General features: G+C 66.0%; 22 protein-coding genes. 19 read left to right on the top strand and 3 right to left on the bottom strand.

The genetic code is table 11. From position 1 onward, the window contains the following. Positions 1–101: 101 nt before the first annotated feature. Genes ACOCMH_RS20235 through ACOCMH_RS20225 form a run of 3 tightly spaced genes read left to right on the top strand, consistent with a single transcriptional unit; the run spans position 102 to position 2,629 of the window. On the top strand, positions 102–1,478 hold the full coding sequence (locus ACOCMH_RS20235; RefSeq protein ID WP_427312723.1) for a sigma 54-interacting transcriptional regulator: 1,377 nt from the start codon (positions 102–104) through the stop codon (positions 1,476–1,478). Positions 1,479–1,508: 30 nt separating this feature from the next. Beyond that, positions 1,509–2,243 carry a class I SAM-dependent methyltransferase gene (locus ACOCMH_RS20230; protein WP_427312722.1) on the top strand — a complete coding sequence of 245 codons (735 nt, stop codon included), beginning with the start codon at positions 1,509–1,511 and terminating at the stop codon, positions 2,241–2,243. Beyond that, positions 2,240–2,629: a GtrA family protein gene (locus ACOCMH_RS20225; RefSeq protein ID WP_427312721.1), complete on the top strand. Its 390-nt coding sequence runs from the start codon at positions 2,240–2,242 to the stop codon at positions 2,627–2,629. The genes ACOCMH_RS20230 and ACOCMH_RS20225 overlap by 4 nt, the downstream gene beginning before the upstream one ends. Before the next feature lie 26 nt (positions 2,630–2,655). On the opposite strand, the gene ACOCMH_RS20220 is transcribed toward ACOCMH_RS20225, so the two are convergent. Both ACOCMH_RS20220 and ACOCMH_RS20215 read right to left on the bottom strand, forming a co-directional pair. Then, on the bottom strand, positions 2,656–3,678 hold the full coding sequence (locus ACOCMH_RS20220) for a glycosyltransferase family 2 protein (protein WP_427312720.1): 1,023 nt from the start codon (positions 3,676–3,678) through the stop codon (positions 2,656–2,658). Positions 3,679–3,784: 106 nt separating this feature from the next. Next, positions 3,785–5,026, bottom strand: coding sequence for a glycosyltransferase family 87 protein (locus tag ACOCMH_RS20215; RefSeq protein WP_427312719.1), 1,242 nt, complete (start codon positions 5,024–5,026; stop codon positions 3,785–3,787). Positions 5,027–6,204: 1,178 nt separating this feature from the next. Here ACOCMH_RS20215 and ACOCMH_RS20210 point away from each other — a divergent pair. The 15 genes from ACOCMH_RS20210 to ACOCMH_RS20140 all read left to right on the top strand — a co-directional run bounded on the left by ACOCMH_RS20210 (position 6,205) and on the right by ACOCMH_RS20140 (position 19,859). After that, a complete protein-coding gene (locus ACOCMH_RS20210; protein WP_115662843.1) occupies positions 6,205–6,390 on the top strand; it encodes a Flp family type IVb pilin in 186 nt (61 codons plus the stop codon). Positions 6,391–6,477: 87 nt separating this feature from the next. Then, positions 6,478–6,651: a Flp family type IVb pilin gene (locus ACOCMH_RS20205; RefSeq protein WP_427312718.1), complete on the top strand. Its 174-nt coding sequence runs from the start codon at positions 6,478–6,480 to the stop codon at positions 6,649–6,651. A gap of 51 nt (positions 6,652–6,702) precedes the next feature. Next, on the top strand, positions 6,703–7,236 hold the full coding sequence (locus ACOCMH_RS20200) for an A24 family peptidase (RefSeq protein ID WP_427312717.1): 534 nt from the start codon (positions 6,703–6,705) through the stop codon (positions 7,234–7,236). Between the two features lie 75 nt (positions 7,237–7,311). Then, positions 7,312–8,724, top strand: coding sequence for an ATP-binding protein (locus ACOCMH_RS20195; RefSeq protein WP_427313329.1), 1,413 nt, complete (start codon positions 7,312–7,314; stop codon positions 8,722–8,724). A gap of 44 nt (positions 8,725–8,768) precedes the next feature. Beyond that, positions 8,769–9,608: a Flp pilus assembly protein CpaB gene (cpaB, locus tag ACOCMH_RS20190; RefSeq protein ID WP_427312716.1), complete on the top strand. Its 840-nt coding sequence runs from the start codon at positions 8,769–8,771 to the stop codon at positions 9,606–9,608. A gap of 66 nt (positions 9,609–9,674) precedes the next feature. Then, positions 9,675–11,546 (top strand): type II and III secretion system protein family protein, encoded by a 1,872-nt coding sequence (locus tag ACOCMH_RS20185; protein ID WP_427312715.1) that lies wholly within the window; start codon positions 9,675–9,677, stop codon positions 11,544–11,546. 34 nt (positions 11,547–11,580) lie between these two features. Next, entirely contained in the window at positions 11,581–11,919 is a 339-nt protein-coding gene (locus tag ACOCMH_RS20180; RefSeq protein ID WP_427312714.1) for a hypothetical protein, read from the top strand. A gap of 22 nt (positions 11,920–11,941) precedes the next feature. Further along, a complete protein-coding gene (locus ACOCMH_RS20175) occupies positions 11,942–13,198 on the top strand; it encodes a pilus assembly protein TadG-related protein (RefSeq protein ID WP_427312713.1) in 1,257 nt (418 codons plus the stop codon). Between the two features lie 9 nt (positions 13,199–13,207). After that, on the top strand, positions 13,208–13,717 hold the full coding sequence (locus tag ACOCMH_RS20170) for a TadE/TadG family type IV pilus assembly protein (protein WP_427312712.1): 510 nt from the start codon (positions 13,208–13,210) through the stop codon (positions 13,715–13,717). Beyond that, the gene (locus ACOCMH_RS20165; protein WP_427312711.1) at positions 13,714–14,172 is read left to right on the top strand and encodes a TadE/TadG family type IV pilus assembly protein; all 459 of its coding nucleotides are present in this window, start codon (positions 13,714–13,716) and stop codon (positions 14,170–14,172) included. Before ACOCMH_RS20170 ends, ACOCMH_RS20165 begins: the two co-directional genes overlap by 4 nt. A 23-nt stretch (positions 14,173–14,195) precedes the next feature. Continuing rightward, positions 14,196–15,389, top strand: coding sequence for an AAA family ATPase (locus tag ACOCMH_RS20160; protein WP_427312710.1), 1,194 nt, complete (start codon positions 14,196–14,198; stop codon positions 15,387–15,389). A 59-nt stretch (positions 15,390–15,448) separates the two neighbouring features. Further along, positions 15,449–16,819: a CpaF family protein gene (locus ACOCMH_RS20155; protein ID WP_427312709.1), complete on the top strand. Its 1,371-nt coding sequence runs from the start codon at positions 15,449–15,451 to the stop codon at positions 16,817–16,819. 47 nt (positions 16,820–16,866) lie between these two features. Further along, positions 16,867–17,844 carry a type II secretion system F family protein gene (locus ACOCMH_RS20150; protein WP_427312708.1) on the top strand — a complete coding sequence of 326 codons (978 nt, stop codon included), beginning with the start codon at positions 16,867–16,869 and terminating at the stop codon, positions 17,842–17,844. Positions 17,845–17,919: 75 nt separating this feature from the next. Beyond that, entirely contained in the window at positions 17,920–18,894 is a 975-nt protein-coding gene (locus ACOCMH_RS20145) for a type II secretion system F family protein (RefSeq protein ID WP_427312707.1), read from the top strand. A gap of 191 nt (positions 18,895–19,085) precedes the next feature. Then, positions 19,086–19,859, top strand: a complete 774-nt coding sequence (locus ACOCMH_RS20140) for a metallophosphoesterase (protein ID WP_427312706.1) — start codon at positions 19,086–19,088, stop codon at positions 19,857–19,859. An 85-nt stretch (positions 19,860–19,944) separates the two neighbouring features. Here ACOCMH_RS20140 and ACOCMH_RS20135 read toward each other — a convergent pair whose 3' ends face one another. Further along, positions 19,945–20,139, bottom strand: a complete 195-nt coding sequence (locus ACOCMH_RS20135) for a hypothetical protein (protein ID WP_427312705.1) — start codon at positions 20,137–20,139, stop codon at positions 19,945–19,947. A 329-nt stretch (positions 20,140–20,468) separates the two neighbouring features. Between ACOCMH_RS20135 and ACOCMH_RS20130 the strand changes: the two genes are divergently transcribed. Continuing rightward, entirely contained in the window at positions 20,469–22,607 is a 2,139-nt protein-coding gene (locus tag ACOCMH_RS20130) for a TonB-dependent receptor (RefSeq protein ID WP_427313328.1), read from the top strand. Positions 22,608–22,716: the final 109 nt, after the last annotated feature.

Raw genomic sequence — 22,716 nt, 5'->3', positions numbered from 1 at the left:
CATCGCCACGATGCGGCCGGTGCAAGCCTTAGAGCCAACGGAGCGAGCGGCCGGCCATGCCGGCCGCCAGTTCCGCAAAAACAAGAATCCGGGGAAATCTCATGAGCGCGTACGCCAACCGCCCGCTGCTGTACCTGTCGCAGCACCATGACGCCACGCTGTGCCGGCTGTTCGCCCAGCGCGGCTGGAAAATCAGCTTCGCGTCGAACCTGCAGGACCTGCAGGCCTTGCCATCGGGCAACCAGCCGCTGGCCGCGCTGCTGGACCTGCAAGGCGGCTTTACGGATGCCGAGCTGGAAACCTTCGAACCCTGGCTGGCGCAGCCGCATGTCGGCTGGATCGGCATCGTCGCCGGCCAGCACATGCTGAGCGAAACCGCGCGCCGCTTGCTCGGCCTCTATTTCGTCGACTATCACACCGCCCCGCTCGAGCACCCACGCCTGGCAGAGGCCCTGGGCCATGCGCTGGGCATGGCCCGGCTGCGGCCCGGCGCACCGCAGGAAGTCCCGCGCACGGCCCGGCCCGATGGCATGATCGGCAGCTGCCCCGCCATGCAATCGCTGTTCCGCGGCATCGAAAAGGTGTCGCGCTGGGATACGCCGGTGCTGATCTCGGGCGAGTCCGGCACCGGCAAGGAACTCGCGGCGCAGGCTATCCACCGCGCCTCGGCGCGGGCCTCGCGCCCCTTCATCGCGGTCAACTGCGCGGCGATTCCGCCCACGCTGCTGATGTCCGAACTGTTCGGCTACGAGCGCGGCGCGTTTACCGGCGCCACCAAGCGCAAGCCCGGCCGCATCGAGATGGCGCAGGGCGGCACGCTGTTTCTCGATGAAATCGGCGACATGCCGATCGAAAGCCAGACCAGCCTGCTGCGCTTCCTCGAGACCGGGCGCATCGAGCGGCTCGGCGGCACCGAGTCGGTCGAGGTCGATGTACGGATCATCTCCGCCACCCACGTCGACCTGGAAGCCGCGATCGCCGCCGAGCGCTTCCGCGGCGACCTGTACCACCGGCTGTGCGTGCTGCGGGTGCGCCAGCCCCCGCTGCGCGAGCGCGGCAGCGACATCCTGCTGATCGCCGAACACGTGCTGGAAACCGTGCGCAAGCAGTCGCCGGCACGCATCCGCGGCTTCTCGCCGATGGCGCTGCGCGCGATCCAGCTGCACACCTGGCCCGGCAATGTGCGGGAGCTGATCAACCGCATTCGCCACGCCGCCGCGATGTGCGAAGACGGCGTGATCCAGCCCGAGGATCTGGAACTGGCCGCGCCCGCCGACGACCGCCCCCTGACGCTGGCCGCGATCCGCGAGGCCGCCGAACAGAACGCCATCGTCGAAGCGCTGCAGCGGCACCATGAACGGCTGATCGACGTGGCCGCCGAGCTCGGGATTTCGCGGGTGACGCTGTTCAGGCTGATGCGCGACTACAAGCTGCAGGCGAAGAAGGGGGATCTGGGATTGATCTGCGTGCAGGGCTAGCACGCCAACCCCTCATGACAGATTCTTACCATGTCGCCTGACGCCTACCTTGAAATGGCCGACACCGAAGCCAGCCACTGGTGGTTCCGTGGCCGGCGCGAGATCGTCGCCACCGTCCTATCCGGCCTGGCCTTGCCGCGCCATGCGTCGATCCTCGAGATCGGCGCGGGCACCGGCGGCAATCTTGCGATGCTGTCGCAGTTCGGCAAGGTCAGCGCGGTGGAGATGGACGTCACCGCGCTGCGCCTGGCACGCGAGAAAACCGGCGACGCCTACGACCTGCGCCACGGCAAGTGCCCCGACCAGATGCCGTTCGCCGGGCACAGCTTTGACCTGGTCTGCCTGCTCGACTGCCTCGAGCACATCGCCGACGATGCCGGCTCGCTCGACTGCGCCGCCAGGCTGCTGAAACCGGGCGGCGCAGTCTTCGTCACGGTGCCCGCCTACCAGTGGCTATGGAGCGCGCACGACGTCTTCCTGCATCACCAGCGCCGCTACAGCCAGCGTTCGCTGCACGCGCTGGCAAGCCGCTGCGGCCTGCGCGCGGAACGGATCTCGTACTTCAACACGATGCTGTTCCCGCTGGCGGTCGCCGCGCGCATCGGCGACCGGCTGCGCGGCAGCCGCCACGCGACCGGCGCCGGCCTTCCGGCCGCGCCGGTCAACCACGTGCTGCACCGCGTGTTCCGCACAGAGCGCCACTGGCTCGCACGCGGTTCGCTGCCGTTCGGCATTTCACTGATGGCCGTGCTGCGCGCATCGTGAACGCCGGCGGCAGCGCGCACGGGCTGCGCCAATTCACGCGCTTCCTGGTTTCCGGCGCAACCTCGACCGGCGTGCATGTCGCCATCACGGCAACGCTGGTGAGCATGCTCGACGCCTCGCCCGTCGCGGCCAACGGCGTCGCCTTCGTTTCCGCCACGGCGTGCTCGTACTTGCTCAATACCTTGTGGAGCTTTTCGTCGCGGCTGCGCCAGCGCACGCTGGCGCGCTTCGCCGGCGTCTCCCTGCTGGGTCTGGCGCTGACCGTCGGTATTTCATGGGCCGCGCAGCGGCTTGGGGCCAGCTATTGGACAGGGCTGGCGGGCGTGGTGCTCACCGTGCCGGTGTTCACCTACCTGTTGCACCGGGCCTGGACCTACCGCGATTGATCCGCGCCAGGCACCCACGGCGACCCTCAGCGGCCATTGCTGGCCTGGCCGCGATCGATCCGGATCACGCGCCGTCCCGACGCCACGATCCTGGTGTGCCCCGTTTCCTGGTAACGCCGCCGCACGAGGTAGATCGGCCGCCCCTTGGCCTCGTCGTAGATGCGGCCGACATACTCGCCCACCACGCCCAGGCCGATAAGCTGGATGCCGCCGAGAAACAACAGCGCCGACAGCAGCGACGCATAGCCCGGCACATCGATGCCCAGCACCAGCGTCCGCGCCACGATGAAGGTGCCGTAGCCGAACGCACCCAGCGCGATCGCCACGCCGATGTAAGTCCAGCTGCGCAGCGGCATGGTGCTGAAGCTGGTGATGCCCTCGAGCGCAAAGTTCCACAGGCGCCAGCCGGAGAACTTGGACTGCCCGGCGCTGCGGGGCTCGCGCTCATAGGACACGATCACGGTGCGGTAGCCTACCCAGGCAAACAGGCCCTTCATGAAGCGGCGCCGCTCCGGCATTTGCTTGAGGGCATTGACCACCACGCGGTCCATCAGGCGAAAATCGCCCACGTTGACCGGCAGTTTCTGGTCAGAAAGCTTGTTATGGACGCGGTAGTAAGCCCCTGCCGTCATGCGCTTAAGCCAGGAATCACACGCCCGGCTGCTGCGCTGGGCCAGCACTACCTCTGCGCCCTCGCGCCAGCGCCTGACCAGCTCGGGAATCAGTGAGGGCGGGTCCTGCAGGTCGGCATCGATCGGGATTACCGCATCGCCCAGGGCCTCGTCCAGGCCCGCAGTCAGAGCCGCTTCCTTGCCGAAGTTCCGCGTCAGGTCAACGACCCGCACGCGCGGATCCCGGTGCGAGTACGCAATAAGCTGGTCCAGCGTGTCGTCCGAGCTGCCGTCGTTGACCAGCACAATTTCAAAGCGGATCGCATCGATGGTTTCGAGCACCGGAATGACACAGTCGAAAAACTTGCCGACGCTGTCCGACTCGTTGTAGCAAGGCACCACCAAAGAAAGCAGCCTGACATCATATGGACCCGACATGATTTCTCTCCCCGAGACGCCGCAGCCTGTGCGCGCCGTCATGCTTGCGCTATCAAGCGCCTTGTCTTCGGCCCGGCGCAGCTATCGGATAGCTGCCCTAGCTCTGTTATCGCGCATCGCGCAATGCCTTGCCTGTGCGTTCCAGCCGGATGCGCCAGACGGAAAGCGCCAGCGCCAGCAGCAATCCGAGGGGCATCACCTGTATCCCGACCCACTCTCCCGCCAACAGCCCGTACAGCGGCAGCAGCCACAACAGGATCAGCAACTCGCGCTCGCCAGCGAGCCAGCCGTAGCGATGTGCATGAATGCCTAGCCACGCGATGGCGATACCCAGGAAAGCGAGGTCGTAGTCGTACAAGTAGGGAGGGACCAACAGCATGGCAGTACATAGCACCGCTGCACGCAGGGCAAAGCTGCAGGGACGTGACCATGCGTAGATCACCGAGGCGACAGCCGCACAAGCGAATATCGCGTGCACGGCATAAGGCACGGCGACGCCTCCGAGCAACAGCTTGATGGCTGCAAACACCGTGGGCATCCGCACCAGCATTGCCGAACCGTCCTCGACTGCCACGCGTGCAACGCCTGTTGCTTTCAGGAATGCCAGAAAGGGTTCGACCCCGAAGCACACCAGCGACAGGAGCGCCAGCGCCGTCGCGCTCACGAGCAGCCCGAGCAACGCGCGCCACGCGCCGGCGCAGAACAAGGCGAGCGGGAACATGATCGCGAGGTGAGGCTTGACCGTCAGTAGCCCGAGCAACATCCCGGCCAACATCGGGCGTCGGTGCAGGAGGGCAAGAGCCAGGCCCGCGGTGCCGCCCAGCCAAAGTGAGTTCTGCCCGGTCGCAACGCCGATGGCGACTCCCGGGAATCCCAATGCGGCAATCCACGCCCCGCGCCACGGCAATGTCCGATGCATTGCCAGCCCGTACCAACTGATTCCGCCCAACAGGAACACCAGGGCAGCGCCCCAATAGGGCAACAGGCCAAGCGGCAGCAAAGGCAGCAGGAATGTAGGCGGATAAAACCATGGCAGCATGCCACCGCCGACCGCAAGGTCAGGCATGGCCGAAATTTCTTTGGCGTGCAGCAGGTCATAGTTGTACGGAGCTGCTGCGCCATGCTCGAGCGCCACGCTCGCCGCACTCCAAAAGACGACAAAGTCTGCTCCCGGCTGGATAAGCCCCGGAACTGCCAATACCCAGGCACGGAACATCCAGATGCCAAAGAACGACACGTAGCAAATCAGCCCCGCACACGAATACAGCCATAGACGACCCGCGTCGAGCCAGTGCCCGTCGGGCGCCCCGATCGGTTCCTTGCTGTCCATCAGGTTCTGAAAAGCCATGTCGTTTGCTCCGGAGACTCACTGGGCTGCCTCGGCGGCCCCTCCTGTCTATCGCAGCATGTTTCGTGCTCGCCTACGTGCAAGCACGCGCCTGCGCCATCGACTCATCGGCCTGTAGTTGCCACGATCGACTTCGCTGGAGCACTGCCGAGAGCCAACCTTCGCGGTTCAGTGTTGTCGCTCAGGCGGCGGAGCGCAAGCCAACGGGGATGCCGGGTCGCGCACCTTACCGCCCTTGGCCAGCCCATCCGCGCACAACGTTTCCATCCTGAATCATCGGACCTGGTCTGGCTTGGACCGTCGATTTCACAAGGGGCGGCGAGGATCCTGCGCCGTCTTCTTAAAACAACTCAGGGGGTACCGGGCAGCCGTGATGTTTCTATTCGGAAACGCCGACCGCAGGCAGCGCTTACTCATCCATCAGGTGGCCCAAAGCGGCAACGCCTAGGGAAGAGGGCCAATAGGGTCGTCCACGCGCCCGAGGCGCTGCACGCGGCCGACCTCGCCGGCTCATGCTTTTGGCTGAGAGCGGCGCACCATGTCCGGCGGTTGCGAGCGGTGCGCCGGGATGCGCACTAGTGCATCAGTTTAGTCATCCGAATTACTTTGTGTGGCGCGCGTTTCCGGATGGCAACGAAGCATGCCCGGAACGTCTCTGCGGCGCAGACCGGGCATACACCGATTCTGCACCGATGGCTGGGAAGCCTTGTGGGACAACGATCTGACGCTAGCTGGCCCGCGCCTTGCCTATGCCATGGCACGCTGCATCGCCATCAGCACCGCGTTGCCGCAATGCCAGCGCAATTTGGCCGACAACAGAAGAAATATTCGGGGAGCTTCACCATGCCCGCCGTCCACCAACCGGCGTTACCGAACATGCACGCCCGTCACCCTGCCGCGGCCCGCCTGGGCGGCAGCGCGCCGCTCCGTTGCATGGCCCGCGCCCAGCATGCTCAGCATGCTGCGCGATGCGTGCACGCCTCGGCAGAGCGTCGGCTGCAGGCGCGCAGCCCTCTTGGCATGCGCGGTCCCGGCCGCTGGCCGTTCCATGCGTGTGCCATCTGCGCCCCGCCCTGCTCCCGCGCCCACCGCCTTTGAACAGTCATGCCAGCTTTCCCAAACAGCGGTTTCGCTGTCCTGTAGTACCGAGTAGTTGTCCTCGACAAAAGGAGATTGTCATGCAAGCCCTGACCACCATGTTCCAGCAATTCATGCGCGACGAAGACGGGGTAACGGCCATTGAATATGGCCTGATTGCCGCCCTCATTGCAATCGTCATTATCGCGTCGGTCCAGATCGTCGGCACGCAGTTGAACAGCGTGTTCAGCAAGATTGGCAGCGCGCTCACGTCGGCCAATACCTGACCGGCGCGCCCGCATGGCCGTCCACGACAGGCCGGCCATGCGGGATGCGCGACGCTCAACCTAGCACTGCGGCTACCGGGACGCGAGATGAAAAAGATCTTCACCGTCATATCGAATCTGTTGCACGACGACGCAGGCGTCTCGTCCATCGAATACGCGTTGCTCGGAATGCTGATCGCGATCGCCATTGTCAGCGCAGTCTCGACCGTCGGCGATAGCGTGAAGCTCATGTACGAACTGATCGCCTCCAGGATGCCTTGAAGCATCGAAACCAACGGACGCGCTGCCATCCGAACTTGCCAACCTAACGCCATGCAATCCGCCACTCTCGCGACTTTCGTCGGCCCCATCACGATCGGCATCGTGTCGACCGCCGCGGCCATCGACTTGGACCGGCGTCGCATTCCGAACTGGCTGACTTTCGGCGCATGGCTCGCGGCGCTGCCCATGCAGGCAGCCATCTACGGAATTGCCACGGGATCGCTCGCATGGCTCTATGGCTGGCTGGCCGGCCTGGCGATGTTCCTGCCCTTCTATCTCCTGCGCGGCATGGCCGCGGGCGACGTCAAGCTGATGGCAGCCGTGGGCGCCTGGCTTGGCGCAGGCATGGTGCCAAAGATCGCGCTGGCGACCTGGCTTATCGGTGGCGCCTGGGCACTGACACTGCTTCTGTTCACCGGCCAGGCCCGCACCACGCTGTCGAGGGTCGGCCACATGTTACTGAGCCTGGCTGTTCATCATCGCGCCGCGCCCACGCAAGCGGAGGCAAGGACCTCAGCCGGCTCCCTGCCTTACGGCGTTGCCATCGCTGCCGGCACGCTGGCCATGCTCTTTGCCGGCACGTGAGGCAGCCAGGACCATCGCGCCGGCCGCGGCGGGCGCGCTGAAGTGAATTCGCATATCAGAATACGGGGGACGGCAATGATCGAGCATCACGAATCGCGCCACGCAACGCGGCTCCTGGAGCCCGTCGCGAGCGGCAGAAATGCCGAACATGACATGTTGCCGCTGCCAGCCTGGTACGCGCTGCCGCGCACCGTCGCGGACACCGGCCTGGACATCTCCCAGTTGCTCGGCCTGTTGATGAAGGCCGCCTATCTGCACCGCACTGTCACGCTGGCGGTGCTGACTGACACGCTCAAGCTGCCGGCACTGGTGGTCAATGAAGTAGCCGCCGTGGCCGTGCGCGAACGCTTGCTGGAAGTCGCACATCGTGGCGCCAGCGACCTGGACGTCCGCTTCCGCCTTACCGATGCGGGATACGCGCGTGCTGCGGAAGCGTCTGCGCGCTGCAGCTACCTGGGCGCGGCGCCGGTCACGCTGGATGCCTACATCTCTGCCGTCACGAGCCACTCCGTTGGCCATGCCAAGGTGAGCAAGGCGGACGTCGCCGCGGCGTTTCGCGAGCTGGTGGTCCCGGCCCACCTGCTGGACGCGATCGGCATGGCACTCAATACATGCCGCGCGCTGATGGTCTATGGTCCCGCCGGCAGTGGCAAGACCTACCTCGCGCAGCGCCTGGGCACGCTGCTGCCCGGTGCCGTGCCGGTGCCGCACGCCATTACCGTGGCCGGAGAAATCGTCCAGGTCTTCGATCCGCTGGTGCATGTTCCCTTCGACAACGGCGACGCCTCTCCGGCGCAGCGCTCGCTCGACCGCCGCTGGGTCTTGTGCCATCGTCCCGTGGTGCTGTCAGGCGGGGAGCTGACGCTGTCCATGCTGGACCTTCGCTATGACCGCACCGCCGGCTTCTACCAGGCACCCCCGCACATGAAGGCCAACAACGGCATCTACATCGTCGATGACCTGGGCCGCCAACTAGTCGGCGTCGCCGAACTGCTCAACCGGTGGATCGTGCCGCTGGACCGGTCAGTCGACATGTTCACGCTGAACACGGGCGTGCGCTTCTCTGTGCCGTTCGACGTCTGGCCTGTGTTCTCGACCAATCTAGATCCTGAGGCGCTCGCCGACGATGCCTTCCTGCGCCGACTGGGCAGCAAGCTCTATGTGGGGCCGTTGTCGGTGGACGACTACCGCGACGTATATCACCGCACCGCCGCCGAATTCGGGCTGACTAGCACTGAAACCGTCTTCGACTTCCTTGTGCACGACCTGCACAACGCCAGCGATACGCCGTTGCTTGCCTGCGTCCCCCGAGACCTGCTGCGCCTGGTGGATTCAGGCGTGCGGTACCACGGGCACGCGGCACAGGTCACCGAAGCCGGCCTGCGGTCGGCGTGGCAGCGCTACTACGGGTTGCGCACCACGGCCGAGCCGACGCCACCTGCGGACACAACGCACCGACGGGCGGACGATCACCGCGCCACCAGCTGAACTGCACTACCGAAGAATCGGGACAACTGTAGGGGAGAGTCATCATGAAGAACACACGTGCAATCCTGATGCTGCTGGTCGCGCTCGTCGCTGGCGTGGCGGCGGTGGTGTCGGCGTCGCGATGGCTGGTCCAGCAGTCGTCAGGCTCCATCAAGCAAGTCGTGGTGGCGGCCAACGACCTCAATCTGGGCCAGCCGCTCAACGGCGGCCAGCTGCGCATGGTCAGCTGGCCGGCGGGCAGCGTGCCACCAGGCGCGTTCACCGACCTGAAGGCGCTGGAAGGACGCGTGGTCCGCACCAGCCTGCAGCGCGGCGAACCCATTCTCGACGCCAAGCTGGCGCCGATCGGCACCAAGGGCGGGCTGTCGGCGGTGATCAACGACGGCAAGCGCGCCATCACGGTCCGCGTCAACGACGTGGTGGGCGTGGCCGGCTTCGCGCTGCCGGGCAACTACGTCGACGTGATCGTCAACACCAACGAAGAAGCGAAGACCAGCCAGAACAGCAGCATCTCGAAGATCGTGCTCGAAAAGATCCTGGTGCTGGCGGTCGCGCAGCAGGTCAGCCGCGATGAAACCCAACCGAAGGTGGTCAACGCCGTGACGCTCGAAGTCACGCCAGACCAGGCCGAGAAGCTCGACGTCGCGCGCAGCGTGGGCACGCTCTCGCTGGTGCTGCGCAACCAGATGGACGTGGCCGACATCAGCACCGGCGGTGCCACCAAGGGCACGCTGCTGGGCAAGGCACCGGAGGCGCCGGCCAAGGTCGTGACCAAGACCGAGACCCGCACCGTGGTCAAGACGCGCACGGTGGCGGCAGCCCCCGCACGCGGCAACTGCATCGGCGTGCTGGCAGGCATGCAGGGCGGCGTCGAGTGCTTCTGAGCGCCGGCACCATCGCATTGAACGAATTCTGAGCTGCAACACAGCCTCTCCGGGGGGAGACTCAAAATGAACCAGACACGATCCGACGCCGTTGGCGGCACCCGCATCCTGGTGCTGGCCGCCATCCTGTGCACGCCTCTGGCCGCCGCGGCGCAGGCCGCGGTCGAGGCAGGCAACCTGACCAAGGCGACCGCACCCGCTGCCGCCAGGGCGCCACAAGGCCCGATGCAGATGACCATCAGCATGACGCCCGGCGCCGCCGGGCCGGCAGCCGCGCCGGCTCCGGCCGCGACTTCCGCGGAAGCGCGCGGCCCCAACTGCTCCGGCGCCATCCGCAGTGAATCGAGCGTGATCGTGCCGGTCGGCAAGTCGCAGCTGATCACGCTGCAGGAGCCGGTACGCAACCGCACCCTGGGCAATCCGGGCGTAGTGCAGGCCACCATGGTGTCGCCGCAGACGCTCTATGTCCTGGGCCGCACCGTGGGCACCACCAACATGATCGTGCAGGGCCGCAGCGGCAGCTGCAGCATCATCAACGTGGTGGTCAACGCCGATGCCGGCGGGCTGCAGACCTCGCTCGGCCAGTTGCTGCCCGGCGAGCCCGGTATTCGCGTCACCACCGCCGCCGACAACCTCGTGCTGACCGGCAGTGTCACCAACGCGCAGGCGGCGCAACAGGCCATGGAGATCGCACAGGCCTATGCCAATGCGGCCCAGGGCGGCGATGGCAACAAGAAGGGCAGCGTGCTGAACATGCTGTCGGTCGACACGCCGCAGCAGGTAATGCTGGAGGTGAAGGTGGCAGAAGTGTCCAAGACGCTGCTGAACCAGCTCGGCTCCGCGGTGAACCTGCAGGGCGGCTTCGGCTCATGGAGCGGTGGGCTGGTGACATCGCTGCTGACCGGCGCGTCGACCGCCATCTTCGGCAGCAAGGCCAACAACCGGCCGTTCGAATTCGCGATCGATGCGCAGAAGAACGACAGCCTGGTCAAGATCCTGGCCGAGCCGAACCTGGTCACCATCAGCGGCCAGGAAGCGAGCTTCCTGGCGGGCGGCAAGATCTATATCCCGGTGGCGCAGGCCAACGTGCTGAATGGGGCCGGCACCGTCACGCTGCAGCAAGAAGAATTCGGCGTGGGCCTGAAATTCACGCCCACGGTGCTGGCCAATGGCCGCATCCACCTGAAGGTTGCGCCAGAAGTCTCCGAACTCTCGCCGACCGGCGCCACCATCCGTGGCGGCACACTCGCGGGCCAGACCATACTGCCTGTGATCACCACCCGCCGCGCCTCCACCACGGTGCAGATGCGCGACGGCGAGAGCTTCGCTATCGGCGGCCTGCTGACCGACAGCGCGCGCGGCTCACTCAAGGCGCTGCCAGGCGCCGGCGAAGTGCCGGTGCTTGGCACGCTGTTCCGCAGCACGCAATACCAGCAAGACCTGACCGAACTGGTGTTCATCATCACGCCGCGCCTGGTCAAGCCGATGCAGACCAACAACTACCCGCTGCCGACCGACAGCTTCTCCACGCCCAACCCGCTGTCGTTGTACTTCATGGGCAATATGGAAGGCGACGGCAAGCGTCCGACGCAACCCGCCCCGGTACCGTCGCAGCCCGCCGCCCCGGCCGCGGCGCCCGCCGCACTGCCCTCGGCACCGCGCAGCGAAGCCGCGCCTGCCACCTCGGTTTCGGCCGTGCCGACGGGCAGGCCGCTGGACGAACCGGCGCCGGCCGCACCACAGCTCGCGGCAGCAGCCACCCCGCGTCCATCCCTGCCCGCGCCGGCGGTACCGTCCCGCAGCAGCGCGGCGGCCACCGCGCCGACCGAAGACACCGCTGCGCGCATCGCGCGCATCGAGGCTACCGCCGCCCGGCTGGCCCAGGCCAAGGCAGCGGCCACGGCCACCGCCGGCCGCACCGCAGCGGGCGGCAACTGAGCCGCCGCGCCAACCGCAGAACCGGAGAACCACCATGAGCAAGATCCTGAAGCTTTCGCGCGGCGCCACCGTCATGGTGCTGGGCGGCCTCGCCTGCCTGGGCCTGTCGGCCTGCATGACCTCGACGCCGGTATGGGACGGCCAGCGCGGCGTGGCGCTGGCCACCGTCACGCAGATGCAGATCATCAATCCCGACGCGCCGGCCGGCCTTCCCACCGTCACCGGCACCGACGGCAAGACCGCTGTGGCGGCGATGAGGAACTTCGACCGTTCGCTGTCAAAGAGCCAGCCGAGCGGGGCGCAGTCCATGACCATCGATTTCGGTGCCGGCGGCTATGGCGGCGTGGGCATGGGCGGCGGCGGCGGCCGCTAAGCATCGGGACCGGGAGGCGATCATGTCTACACCGCGCTTCGCACGACCCACGCTGACGCGACGCAAGCGCCAGCGTGGCGCAGTAGCCATCATCGTGGGGCTGTCGCTGGCCGTGCTGATCGGCTTCGTCGGGCTGGCGCTCGATCTGGGCAAGCTCTATGTGACCAAGAGCGAACTGCAGAACAGCGTCGACGCCTGTGCGCTGGCGGCTGCGCGCGACGTCACGGGCGCCACGCCGCTGCTGGTGTCCGAGGCCGCCGGCCTCACCACCGGCTCAAGCAACGCTGCCTTGTTCCAGGGCAAGGCGGTGGAAATGTTCGAGAACCTCAACGTCTCGTACAGCGATACCCCGGACAACACCTTCTATACCAAGGACAAGGTCCCCTATTCGCTAGACAAGATCAAATACGTCAAATGCACGGCCGAGCGCACCGGTATTGCCCACTGGTTCATCCACGTCCTCAACGCGCTGCCAGGGGTGGATATCCAGCCCAGCACCGTCAATGCCATGGCGGTTGCCACCACCACCAGCGCGCAGACCGCCTGCGCCATCCCGGTCTATATCTGCACGCCGCAAACAGCGAATCCGGTCAGGACCGCGTATAACCGCGGCGACTGGATCAAATCCAAGGACGAGAAAGACCCCTACGGTCCTGGCAGCTTTGGCTGGGCCGACCTTACGCCTCCGGGAGGCGGCGCCTCCGAGCTCGCAGACCTTCTTGCCGGCAGCGGACAGTGCAACCTTTCCGTGGTGGGCTCCAAGGTCGGCCAGCCAGGCAGCATCTCATCGCTGATACCGGCGTGGAACACCCGCTTCGGCATCTATACCGGCTCTTACAAGGGGCCGGAGCAAGGCACACCGGACTTCACGGGCTATGCCTACAGCGTTACAAACTGGAATCCGCCGAACGGCGGTAACTCCTACTCGGATTTCATCCAGAAGCGAGCCACCAACCAGCCGTACCAGACCGACGCAAACAGCGGGCTGTCGACCAAAGGCAACGCGTCGACCACGGCGGTGCACCAGGCTGGCGCCGACCGCAGGCTGGTACAGGTACCGGTGGTGAACTGCAATGACCTTGCCTCGACCAAGCAAGCCACGGTGGAATCCTGGGCCTGCATGCTGATGGTGCAACCGATGCAGGATCCCAGCGTAAAGGACGTGACCTACATCGAGTACCTCGGCGATTCGAAGGACCCGACCAGCCCGTGCGCGACCCAAGGCGTGCCCGGATCCAGCACGGGCAACGGTCCGCGCGTGCCGGTGCTGGTGCAATAGGAGCCGATCATGAAGCGATGCACGCAACGCAGGTGCAACCGCCGCGGCGCGGTCGCCGTGGAGTTCGCGCTGGTCCTGGTGCCCTTGCTGATGCTGGTGACCGGCGTGGCGGAGTTCGGGCGCGCCATCTACCAGTACAACGCCCTGGCCAAGGCCACGCGTGACGCGGCGCGCTTCCTGTCGCAATACGCGCCCAGCGAGCCGAACTACCCGGTGGACGAGGCCAAGTGCATCGCCGTCTATGGCAAGACCACCTGCGGCGGCACGGCACTGGTGGACGGCCTCAGCACGTCGATGGTGGTGGTCTGCGACCGGGTCGACTCGAGCGGCTGCGCCGGCAAGCAGTTTGCCAACGTCGCCATCTACGAAGGCGGCGGCAGTTCCGGCACGCCGGCGGGGACCATCAACCTGGTGGCAGTGAAGATCGCGGGCTTTACCTACTCGCCCATGCAGACCTACCTCAATGTGGGGGCTCTGGCGTTCTCCGACATCACAACGGTAATGAGGCAGGTGCTATGACCCCGATCCGCGCCCCGCGCCTGCGTTCGCGCCAGACCGGCGCGGCCGCCATCGAGTTCGCCCTGGTCGCCAGCATTTTCTTCATGCTGCTGATTGGCATTGCCGAGTTTTCGCGCGTGCTGTTCTACTGGAACACGGCCGGCGAAGCTACCCGGCTGGGCGCACGCATCGCCGTGGTCTGCAACGTCACCGATACCGCCATCAAGGACCGTATGACTTATCTGATGCCCTTGCTGACGGCCAGCAATATCCAGGTCGCCTACGAGCCCAGCGGCTGTGATGCAGACGCCGACACCGCGCGTAATACGTGCCGCTCCGTCACCGTCAGCGTCGCCAATGTCTCGGTCAAGACCTTCATTCCGGTGGTGCCGATCACGGTGTCGCTGCCCCCGTTCACAACCACGCTGCCGCGGGAGAGCCTCGACTCTTCCACCAGCGGCAAGATCTGCAACTAGCGCGCATGACCCAGGAGCACACCATGCTCAGAATTCTGATTGTTTCCGAAGACGCCGACCGGCTCGCCGAGATCCACCGGATCAGCGCCTCGGTTGGCAACTTCCAGGCCATGACGCTGCAGGAGGGCCTTGGGCGTTTCCCCCTGCATGCCAGCCGCCTGCGCATGGCGGACCTGGTGATCCTGGAGTTGCCCGCCATCAGCCCCCAGCAGATGCAGGCGATCGAGATGCTGCGCCAGCAGCATCCGGAACTGCCGTGCATCCTGGTCACGCCGGCGCCGAGCCAGGACGTGCTGATCAGGGCGATACGCAACGGCATCCGCGACGTCCTGCCGTGGCCGCTTGACAAGAGCCAGCTGGCTGACGCGCTCAGGCGCGTGGAAGCCACCCACGTGCCGCGCGCGCAGGATAGCGGGCAGGTGATTTCCGTGATCTCCTGCAAGGGCGGGGCGGGCACCAGCTTCATCGCGGCCAACCTGGGCGACGCACTGGCGCGGCATCTTGGCAAGCGCGTGCTGGTGATCGACCTCAACCGGCACTTCGGCGACCTGACCTATATCGTCAGTGACAAGATCCCGCCCTCCACGCTGCCCGAAATCTGCAACCAGATCGACCGCATGGACAGCGCCTTCCTGGAGGCCTGCCTGGTGCACGTGGACAACGGCTTCGACATGCTGGCGGGCGCGTCGGACCCGGTCAAGGCGAGCCAGATCCAGAAGGACAAGATGGAGTGGATCCTGTCGGTGGTACAGCCTGCCTACGACTTCGTGATCTTCGACCTGGGCCAGAGCATCGACCCGCTGTCGATCGGCGTACTGGACCACAGCGACCGCATCTGCGTGGTGGCCGAGCCTGCCATTTCGTTCGGCCGTCCGGGCCGCAGGCTGCTCGATATCCTGAGTGCCCTGCATTACCCCGCCGACAAGGTCCGCCTGGTGCTCAACCGCGCCGGCCGCAAGCACGAGATGCCGCGCGCGACCATGGAAGAGATCTTCGGCACGAAAGCCGCCTTCACGCTGCCGGACGACCCGGCGGCCGTGGAAGAGGCCATCAGCCACGGCGAGCCAGTGGCCAAGCTGAGCCGGCGCAGCGCCATGACACGCGCGCTCCAGGCAATGGCCACGCAGCTGTGCGCCCCGGCAGAGGCCGAGCGACGCAGCCAGACTGAAACCGCATCGCCACTGCGCCGGCTGATGCTGCGCGCGAAGAGCACCTGATATCACCCATTGCTGCCGGCCGGTCACGGTCACACGCATCCGCTAACGAGGAGTCCATCATGTCGATCCGCGAACAACTGGCCAATGTCGAGCCCGCCTTCTCCGTCAACGGTCACGCCGCGATCCAGTTTGCCACCTCGGCGGCCTCCGTATCGGGCGGCTACCATCAGCTCAAGCGCGACGTGCACGAGACTGTGCTCGACCGCGTCGAGCTGGAGCGGCTGGCACGGTATCCGCAGGAACAGGTGCGCCAGGAGATCACTGCGCTGGTCAACCTGATCATCGACGAGCAGAAGGTGCTGCTCAACGACAATGAGCGCCGCCAGCTCACTGTCGAGATCTACGACGAAATGTTCGGCTTCGGCCCGCTCGAGCCTCTGCTGAAGGACCCGACGGTGTCCGACATCCTGGTCAATACCGCACGCCAGACCTACGTGGAACGGCGTGGCAAGCTGGAGCTGACCGATGTCCTGTTCTACGACGACGCGCACCTGATGAAGGTGATCGAGAAGATCGTGTCGCGCGTGGGGCGCCGCATTGACGAGACCAGCCCGATGGTCGACGCGCGCCTGCCAGACGGCTCGCGCGTCAACGCCATCATCCCGCCCTCCGCGATCGACGGGCCGCTGCTGTCGATCCGTCGCTTTGCCGTGAATCCGCTGCAGGTGGTCGACCTGGTCAACCTGCGCAGCCTGACGCCGCCGATGGCTCAACTGCTGCAGGCGCTGTCGCAGGCCAAGGTCAACGTACTGGTGTCCGGCGGCACTGGCAGCGGCAAGACCACGCTGCTGAACATCCTCTCGGGCTTCATCCCGGAAGACGAGCGCGTGGTCACGATCGAGGACGCTGCGGAACTGCAGTTGCGCCAACCCCACGTGCTGCGGCTGGAAACGCGCCCGCCCAATATCGAAGGCAAGGGCGAGATCACACAGCGCGCGCTGGTGCGCAATGCGCTGCGCATGCGTCCGGACCGCATCATCCTGGGCGAAGTGCGCGGCGGCGAGGCGCTGGACATGCTCAACGCGATGAACACCGGTCATGAGGGCTCGTTGACCACGATCCACGCCAACACCCCGCGCGATGCGCTGACGCGGTTGGAGAACATGGTCAGCATGGCGGGCCTTACCATGCCGGCCAAGGCCATGCGGCAACAGATCGCCTCGGCCATCACGGTGATCGTACAGGCCGCGCGCATGACCGATGGCCGCCGCAAGATCATCAGCATCCAGGAGATCACCGGCATGGAGGGGGACATCATCAACATGCAGGAGATCTTCACCTTCCAGCGCACCGGGGTCGACAAGGACGGAACCGTGCGCGGCAACTTCCGCGCCACGGGGGTGTATCCCAAGTTTGCCGAACGGCTGCGCGTGTTCGGCGTGGGGCTGCCGGACGATACGTACGACCCGGCCAAGCGCTATGAAGTCTGACCAGCCACGGCCCAATACCAATACGATCCATCCCGGGGGAGCTACACATGAGCACGATCTTCTACGCCTTCGGCATACTGCTGTTCGTCGCCGTGGTGCTCTGCTTCGAGGGCATCTACCTGTGGTGGAATCATGCCCACGGGCCCGCGGCCAAGCGCATCGAAGCGCGGCTGCGGGCGCTGTCGGCTGGCGGACACGTCGGTGCCGAGCAGCTCTCCATCCTTAAGAAACGCATGCTGGCCGACTCGCCGCGCATGCAGCAGTGGCTGATGCGCGTGCCGCGCATCGGCGCGGTCGACCGCTGGCTCGAGCAGTCCGGCAGCACCTGGTCCGTGGCCCAGTTACTGGGCTATTGCGCGATGGTGGTGTTGTGCACGATCGCACTGATCCCGCTGTTGCCCCTGCCGGCTTCACTGGTGCTCCTCGGCGCGGGGCTGACCGCCATGCTGCCGGTGCTGCATGTGGTGCACCTGCGCGCCAAACGGCTCAAGCAACTCGAGGCGCAGCTGCCGGATGCGGTCGACATGATCAGCCGCGCGCTACGCGCCGGGCATTCGTTCAGCGGGGCGCTCAGCATGGTTGGGCAGGAAATGAAGGCGCCCATCGGGCCGGAGTTCCGCACCACCTTCGATGAGATCAACTACGGCGTGGCGCTGGATGAAGCCATGACCAACCTGGCTATCCGCGTGCCGGTGGCCGACCTGCGCTACTTTGTCATCGCGGTACTGATCCAGCGCGAAAGCGGCGGCAACCTCGCCGAGATCCTCGACACGATCGCCAACATGGTGCGCGAGCGCCTGAAACTGTTCGACAAGATCCGCGTGCTGTCGGCCGAAGGCAAGATGTCGGCATGGGTGCTGGGACTACTGCCCTTCTGCACCGCGGGCCTGATCCTGGTGGTCAATCCGGGCTTCATGAATGTGCTGTGGGAAGACCCGCTGGGGCTGCGCATGATCGGCGTGGCGCTGGTGTCGATGACCTTCGGTGTGCTGTGGATGCGCAAGATCATCCGGATCCGGGTCTGACGCGCCGGCCGCGGTCAGCTCAGTGCAGTGCCAGAAGAAGCAGGGCTTGGACAGCCATACTGACGGGAGTCCATCATGCAAGAGATTATCCAGGGGTTCCAGGTCGACCAGATGATCGTGCTCGCGCTGATCTTCGTGGCGGCGTTTGGCACGGTGTTCGGCGTGCTCTATGCGCTCGCGCCCCACCGTCTGCGTGGGCGGGCCGAACAGATCGCCGGCCAGGCTGGCCAATTCGAGGCAGCGCAGGGCCGGCACAAGGCGCTGATCGAAAAGCTGGTGAAGTGGGCGCAGCCGGTGTCGCGGCTGTCGCTGCCCAAGGAAGGCTGGGAGAGTTCGCAACTGCGCGTGCGCTTCATGAATGCCGGCTGGCGCGGTGCCAGCGCGGCGCCGCTGTACTTCGGCGCGAAGACGGCGCTGGCCGTAGCCCTGCCAACGCTCGGACTGCTCGCGGTCAGCACCCAGCCCGGGCAGCAAAGCCAGCAACTCATGTTCGTGCTGCTAGCGCTGCTGGGCGCCATCGGCTACTACCTGCCCAACGTGATCCTTGCCCGCAAGGTCTCCCAACGCCAGCGCACCGTATTCGAAGAATTCCCCGACGTGATCGACCTGCTGACCGTCTGCGTCGAAGCCGGCCTCGGCCTGGACGCGGCGCTGATGCGCGTGGCCGACGAACTGGCGCTGCGCTGCCCGGTGCTGGCCGATGAGCTGCAACTGATGCTGCTGGAACTGCGCTCCGGCTTCTCGAAGGAAAAGGCGCTGTCGAACTTGTCGCTGCGCACCGGCGTGGAAGACGTGGACAAGTTTGCGTCGATGCTGATCCAGGCCGACCGCTTCGGCACCAGCCTGGGCGAGTCGCTGCGGGTGCTGTCCGACATGCTGCGCACCAAGCGCCGCATGCGCGCCGAGGAGCAGGCCGCCAAGATCGCGCTGAAGCTGCTGTTTCCGCTGATCTTCACCATCTTCCCGTCGCTGCTGCTGGTACTGCTGGGCCCGGCTTTCATCCAGATCTATCGCGTCCTGTTGCCGACCATGGCGGGACAGGGCGGGTAATACGCCCGGGAAACCGCGAACGTTTCCCCCGGCTGTCTCCCGGTGCAATGCCGGCAAGACAGTCACTTGCCCGGAACCGAGGTTCCGGGCTTTTTTGCTTTCCGGGCCAGACGCAGGACTTGACCAGGCTGGCAGGCTTCTGAAAAATGCAGGCAATCCCCTGCCGCGCGCCCTACTCGCCTGGAGTCCCGATGAAGCTACGCATCCTGAGCGACCTCCACATCGAACACCATCTCCCGGACTCCGTGCCCGCCTGCGACGCCGACCTCGTGATACTGGCCGGCGACATCGCCAACGGCCGCGACGGCATCGACTGGGCCATCGGCACGTTCAGCCAGCCGGTGGTCTATGTGCCCGGCAACCACGAGTACTACGAGAGCAGTTTCGATGTCGTGGACCAGCAAATGGCCGAGGCCGCGGCAGCGCATCCGCGGATGCGGCTGCTCAATGGCGGCGTGGCCGAATTCGACGGCGTGCGCGTCATCGGCACGACGTGGTGGACCGACTACACGCTGTTCGGCACCGACCGCCGCGACGAGGCCATGCAGGCCTGCGCGAAAGCCATGTACGACCACCGGCTGATCGAAATCCGGGGCGATGATGGCCGCATGCGGCAATTCACGCCGCAGGATGCCCTGGCTCGCCACCGGGCCGCGTCTGACTGGCTGTCGGCGCAGCTGGCGCTGCCCTACGCCGGCAAGACGGTCGTGGTCACGCACCATGGCCCGGATCTGGGCAGCCTGGACCCGCGCTTTTCGCACGACCTGGTCTCCGGCGGCTTCCTGTCGCGCCGGCCCGACCTGGTGGCACGGGCGGACCTGTGGATCCACGGCCATACCCACACCAGCTTCGACTACTGCGTCGACAACACGCGCGTGGTCTGCAACCCGCGCGGCTACGTCAGCCGCCGTACCGGCGAGCTGGAGAACAAGGCCTTCGACTGGTGCTGCGTGGTCGAGGTCTGACTGACTCGACCCTCGCTCGCCATCATCGCAACGGCGCCGGGCTCACGCGGCGCCTTCGCCCATCAGCCGCTCAAGCGGGATCGCCTTAGATGCCCTGCGTGCCTTCCACGACGATGGGCTTGCGCCAATGGCCATCGGCGGCAATCGGGTCGGCCAGCAACCACACACTTTCAAAGTCCACCTGCTCGGACTGGCGCAACGCGGGCAGCGTCCGCACGGTAACGCCGTAGCTGGCGTCGGCACAGTGCGGCAGGTCGACCATCTTGCCGTCTACCTGCACCGCGTGACTCGGCCGTGCCGCTGCCAGCACGCGCCGCGCCCATTGAGCCTTCCTGCGTCGGGTAGGAAGCTATGCGCACCGGCGCCAACTGCGCGGGGCGGCGCTTCGACTTAATTCATTTGATAACGATTCGTATTTGCAATACCATGTTTTGCGGTCCATACAGAAGGCCGCACGCCGTGCCCCCACCGCAATTCCAACGCAATCTGCCAAGAGGTCTTGTCATGCCGGTCACGGACCACCGGGGGCGCGTGCGCCCTCCCATTGCTTGTCTTGCATCGCTTCGCCAACAACGCAACTGCCGCCCGTTTGCGCCGTCGCACGTGCTGATGGGTGTGCTCGCCACCTTTCACCTGCAAGCGGCTTGCGCGCAGGAGGCTGACCCCGCCGCCGGTCAGGCCACAACGGAAGCGGCCACGCCAACCTTGCCGCAGGTCACCGTCAGCGCCGGCGCCGAGCAAGGCGAGGCGCCCCCACCCTATGCCGGCGGCCAGGTGGCTCGCGGCGGCAGGCTCGGCATGCTGGGCGATACCGCCATCATGAAGGCGCCATTCAACCTGACCAGCTACACCGCCGAACTGATCCAGAACCAGCAGTCCGCCACCGTGGCCGAGGCCCTCAGCAAGGACCCGTCGGTGCGCGCCACGGGACTGGCCGGCGCCAATATCGACACGTTCTACATCCGCGGCTTCCCGATCAACGAATCCAACTCGGGGGAAATCGCCTTCAATGGCCTCTATGGCATCGCACCCAGCTACCGGGTATTCACCGACTACACCGAGCGCATCGAGGTGCTGAAAGGCCCCGCCGCGCTGCTCTACGGCATGTCGCCCAACAGCGGCGTCGGCGGCGTGATCAACATCGTGCCAAAGCGCGCCGGCGATGACCTGACCCGGTTCACCGCCAGCTATGCTTCCGACACGCAGTTCGGCGGGCACCTGGACGTGGCGCGCCGCTTCGGCGAGGACCGCGAGTGGGGCGTCCGTGTCAACGGCAGCTACTACAACGGCGATACCACCGCCGACCACCAGTCGCGCAAGGCGCCCGTGGGCGCGATCGCGCTCGACTATCGCGGCAGTCAGCTGCGCGCTTCGCTGGATGTGCTGGCGCAGGAGGAGCGCATCGCTGCGCCTGGGCGGCCACTCACGGTCTCGCCGGGGCTGGCGGTTCCAGCAGCGCCCGATGGCCGGCGTAATGTCACGCAGCCATGGGAATATTCCAAGGGCCGCGAGGAAGCGGTGCTGTTCCATGGCGAGTACGACATCAGCGACGCGCTGACGGCGTTTGCCAGCGCAGGCGGTGGCTGGAGTCGCCTCGACCGGGTCTTCGGCACGACGCCGGCGATCACCGACGCGCAGGGCGATACCGTCAGCACGCCGACCTTCTACAAATTCAAGGTGGACCGCGGCACGTTCGATGGCGGCCTGCGCGCGCGCTTCGCCACCGGTCCGGTCAGGCATGCGGTCACGCTGCAGGCCAATGCCTATACCGAGCGCTTCGACCGCGCCTTCACCTCGGGCACGCCGGTAACGTCGAACATCTACAACCCGGTGACGCAGCCCGCGCAGAACCTGCCGGCACCATCGACGGTGCCGCGCCTGACTGCCACGGACCTGAGCGGCGTGGCGGTGTCGGACACCATGTCCTTGCTCGACGAACGCGTGCTGCTGACGCTGGGCCTGCGCCAGCAGCGCGTCAGGACGCGCAACTACGACCAGACCACCGGCGCCGTGGCGACGTACTACGACCAAAGCGCCACCACGCCGATGGTGGGCCTGGTGGTGCAGCCGACGCAGCGCTGGTCGGTCTACGCCAATTACATCCAGGGCCTGAGCCGCGGCGACTTGGCGCCGCCCACCGCCAGCAACGCTGGCGAAGCCTTTGCGCCGTACAAGGCTGACCAGTACGAGATCGGCACCAAGTTCGACTTTGGCCGCTTCACCACCACGCTGGCGGCCTTCCAGATCGCCAAGCCTACGGGGCAGATCGACAACAACGTGTTCTCCGTCAATGGCGAGCAGCGCAACCGCGGGCTTGAGCTCAATGTGTTCGGGGAAGTGCTGACGCGCGTGCGGCTGCTTGGCGGCGTCACTCTGATCGACGGCGAGATTACCAAGTCCCCCACCGCCGCCAATGTCGGCAAGACTGCGATCGGCGTGCCGGACCTGCAGGCTAACCTCGGCGCGGAGTGGGACCTGCCCTGGATGCCGGGCCTGACTCTGACCGGAGCCATGCTCTACACCGGCCGGCAGTACGTGAACCAGGCCAACACCGCCAGCCTGCCGGCCTGGACCCGTGTTGATGTGGGCGCCCGTTACACCACCAGGATCGGTGGCAAGGCCACCACGTTCCGCGCCAACGTGCTCAACGTATTCAACCGCGATTACTGGGCCGGCGTGACCTCATGGGGAGGCTTCTCGCTGGCAGCGCCGCGCACGGTGCTGCTGTCGGCCACGGTGGATTTCTGAACGGCCATAGAGAATTCTCCAAACAAAAACCCCCGCGGGCTCGCACCCGCGGGGGTTTTTGCCTTGACAGCCTGCCGGCCGGGCTGTGACACCCTGCCGGCAGTCGGTC

This window comes from Cupriavidus sp. H39, from assembly GCF_050271075.1.
GTDB classification, from domain to species: Bacteria; Pseudomonadota; Gammaproteobacteria; order Burkholderiales; family Burkholderiaceae; genus Cupriavidus; species Cupriavidus necator_B.
Note: the sequence above shows the minus strand (reverse complement) of the source record. Positions and strands in the feature narration are given on the sequence as shown.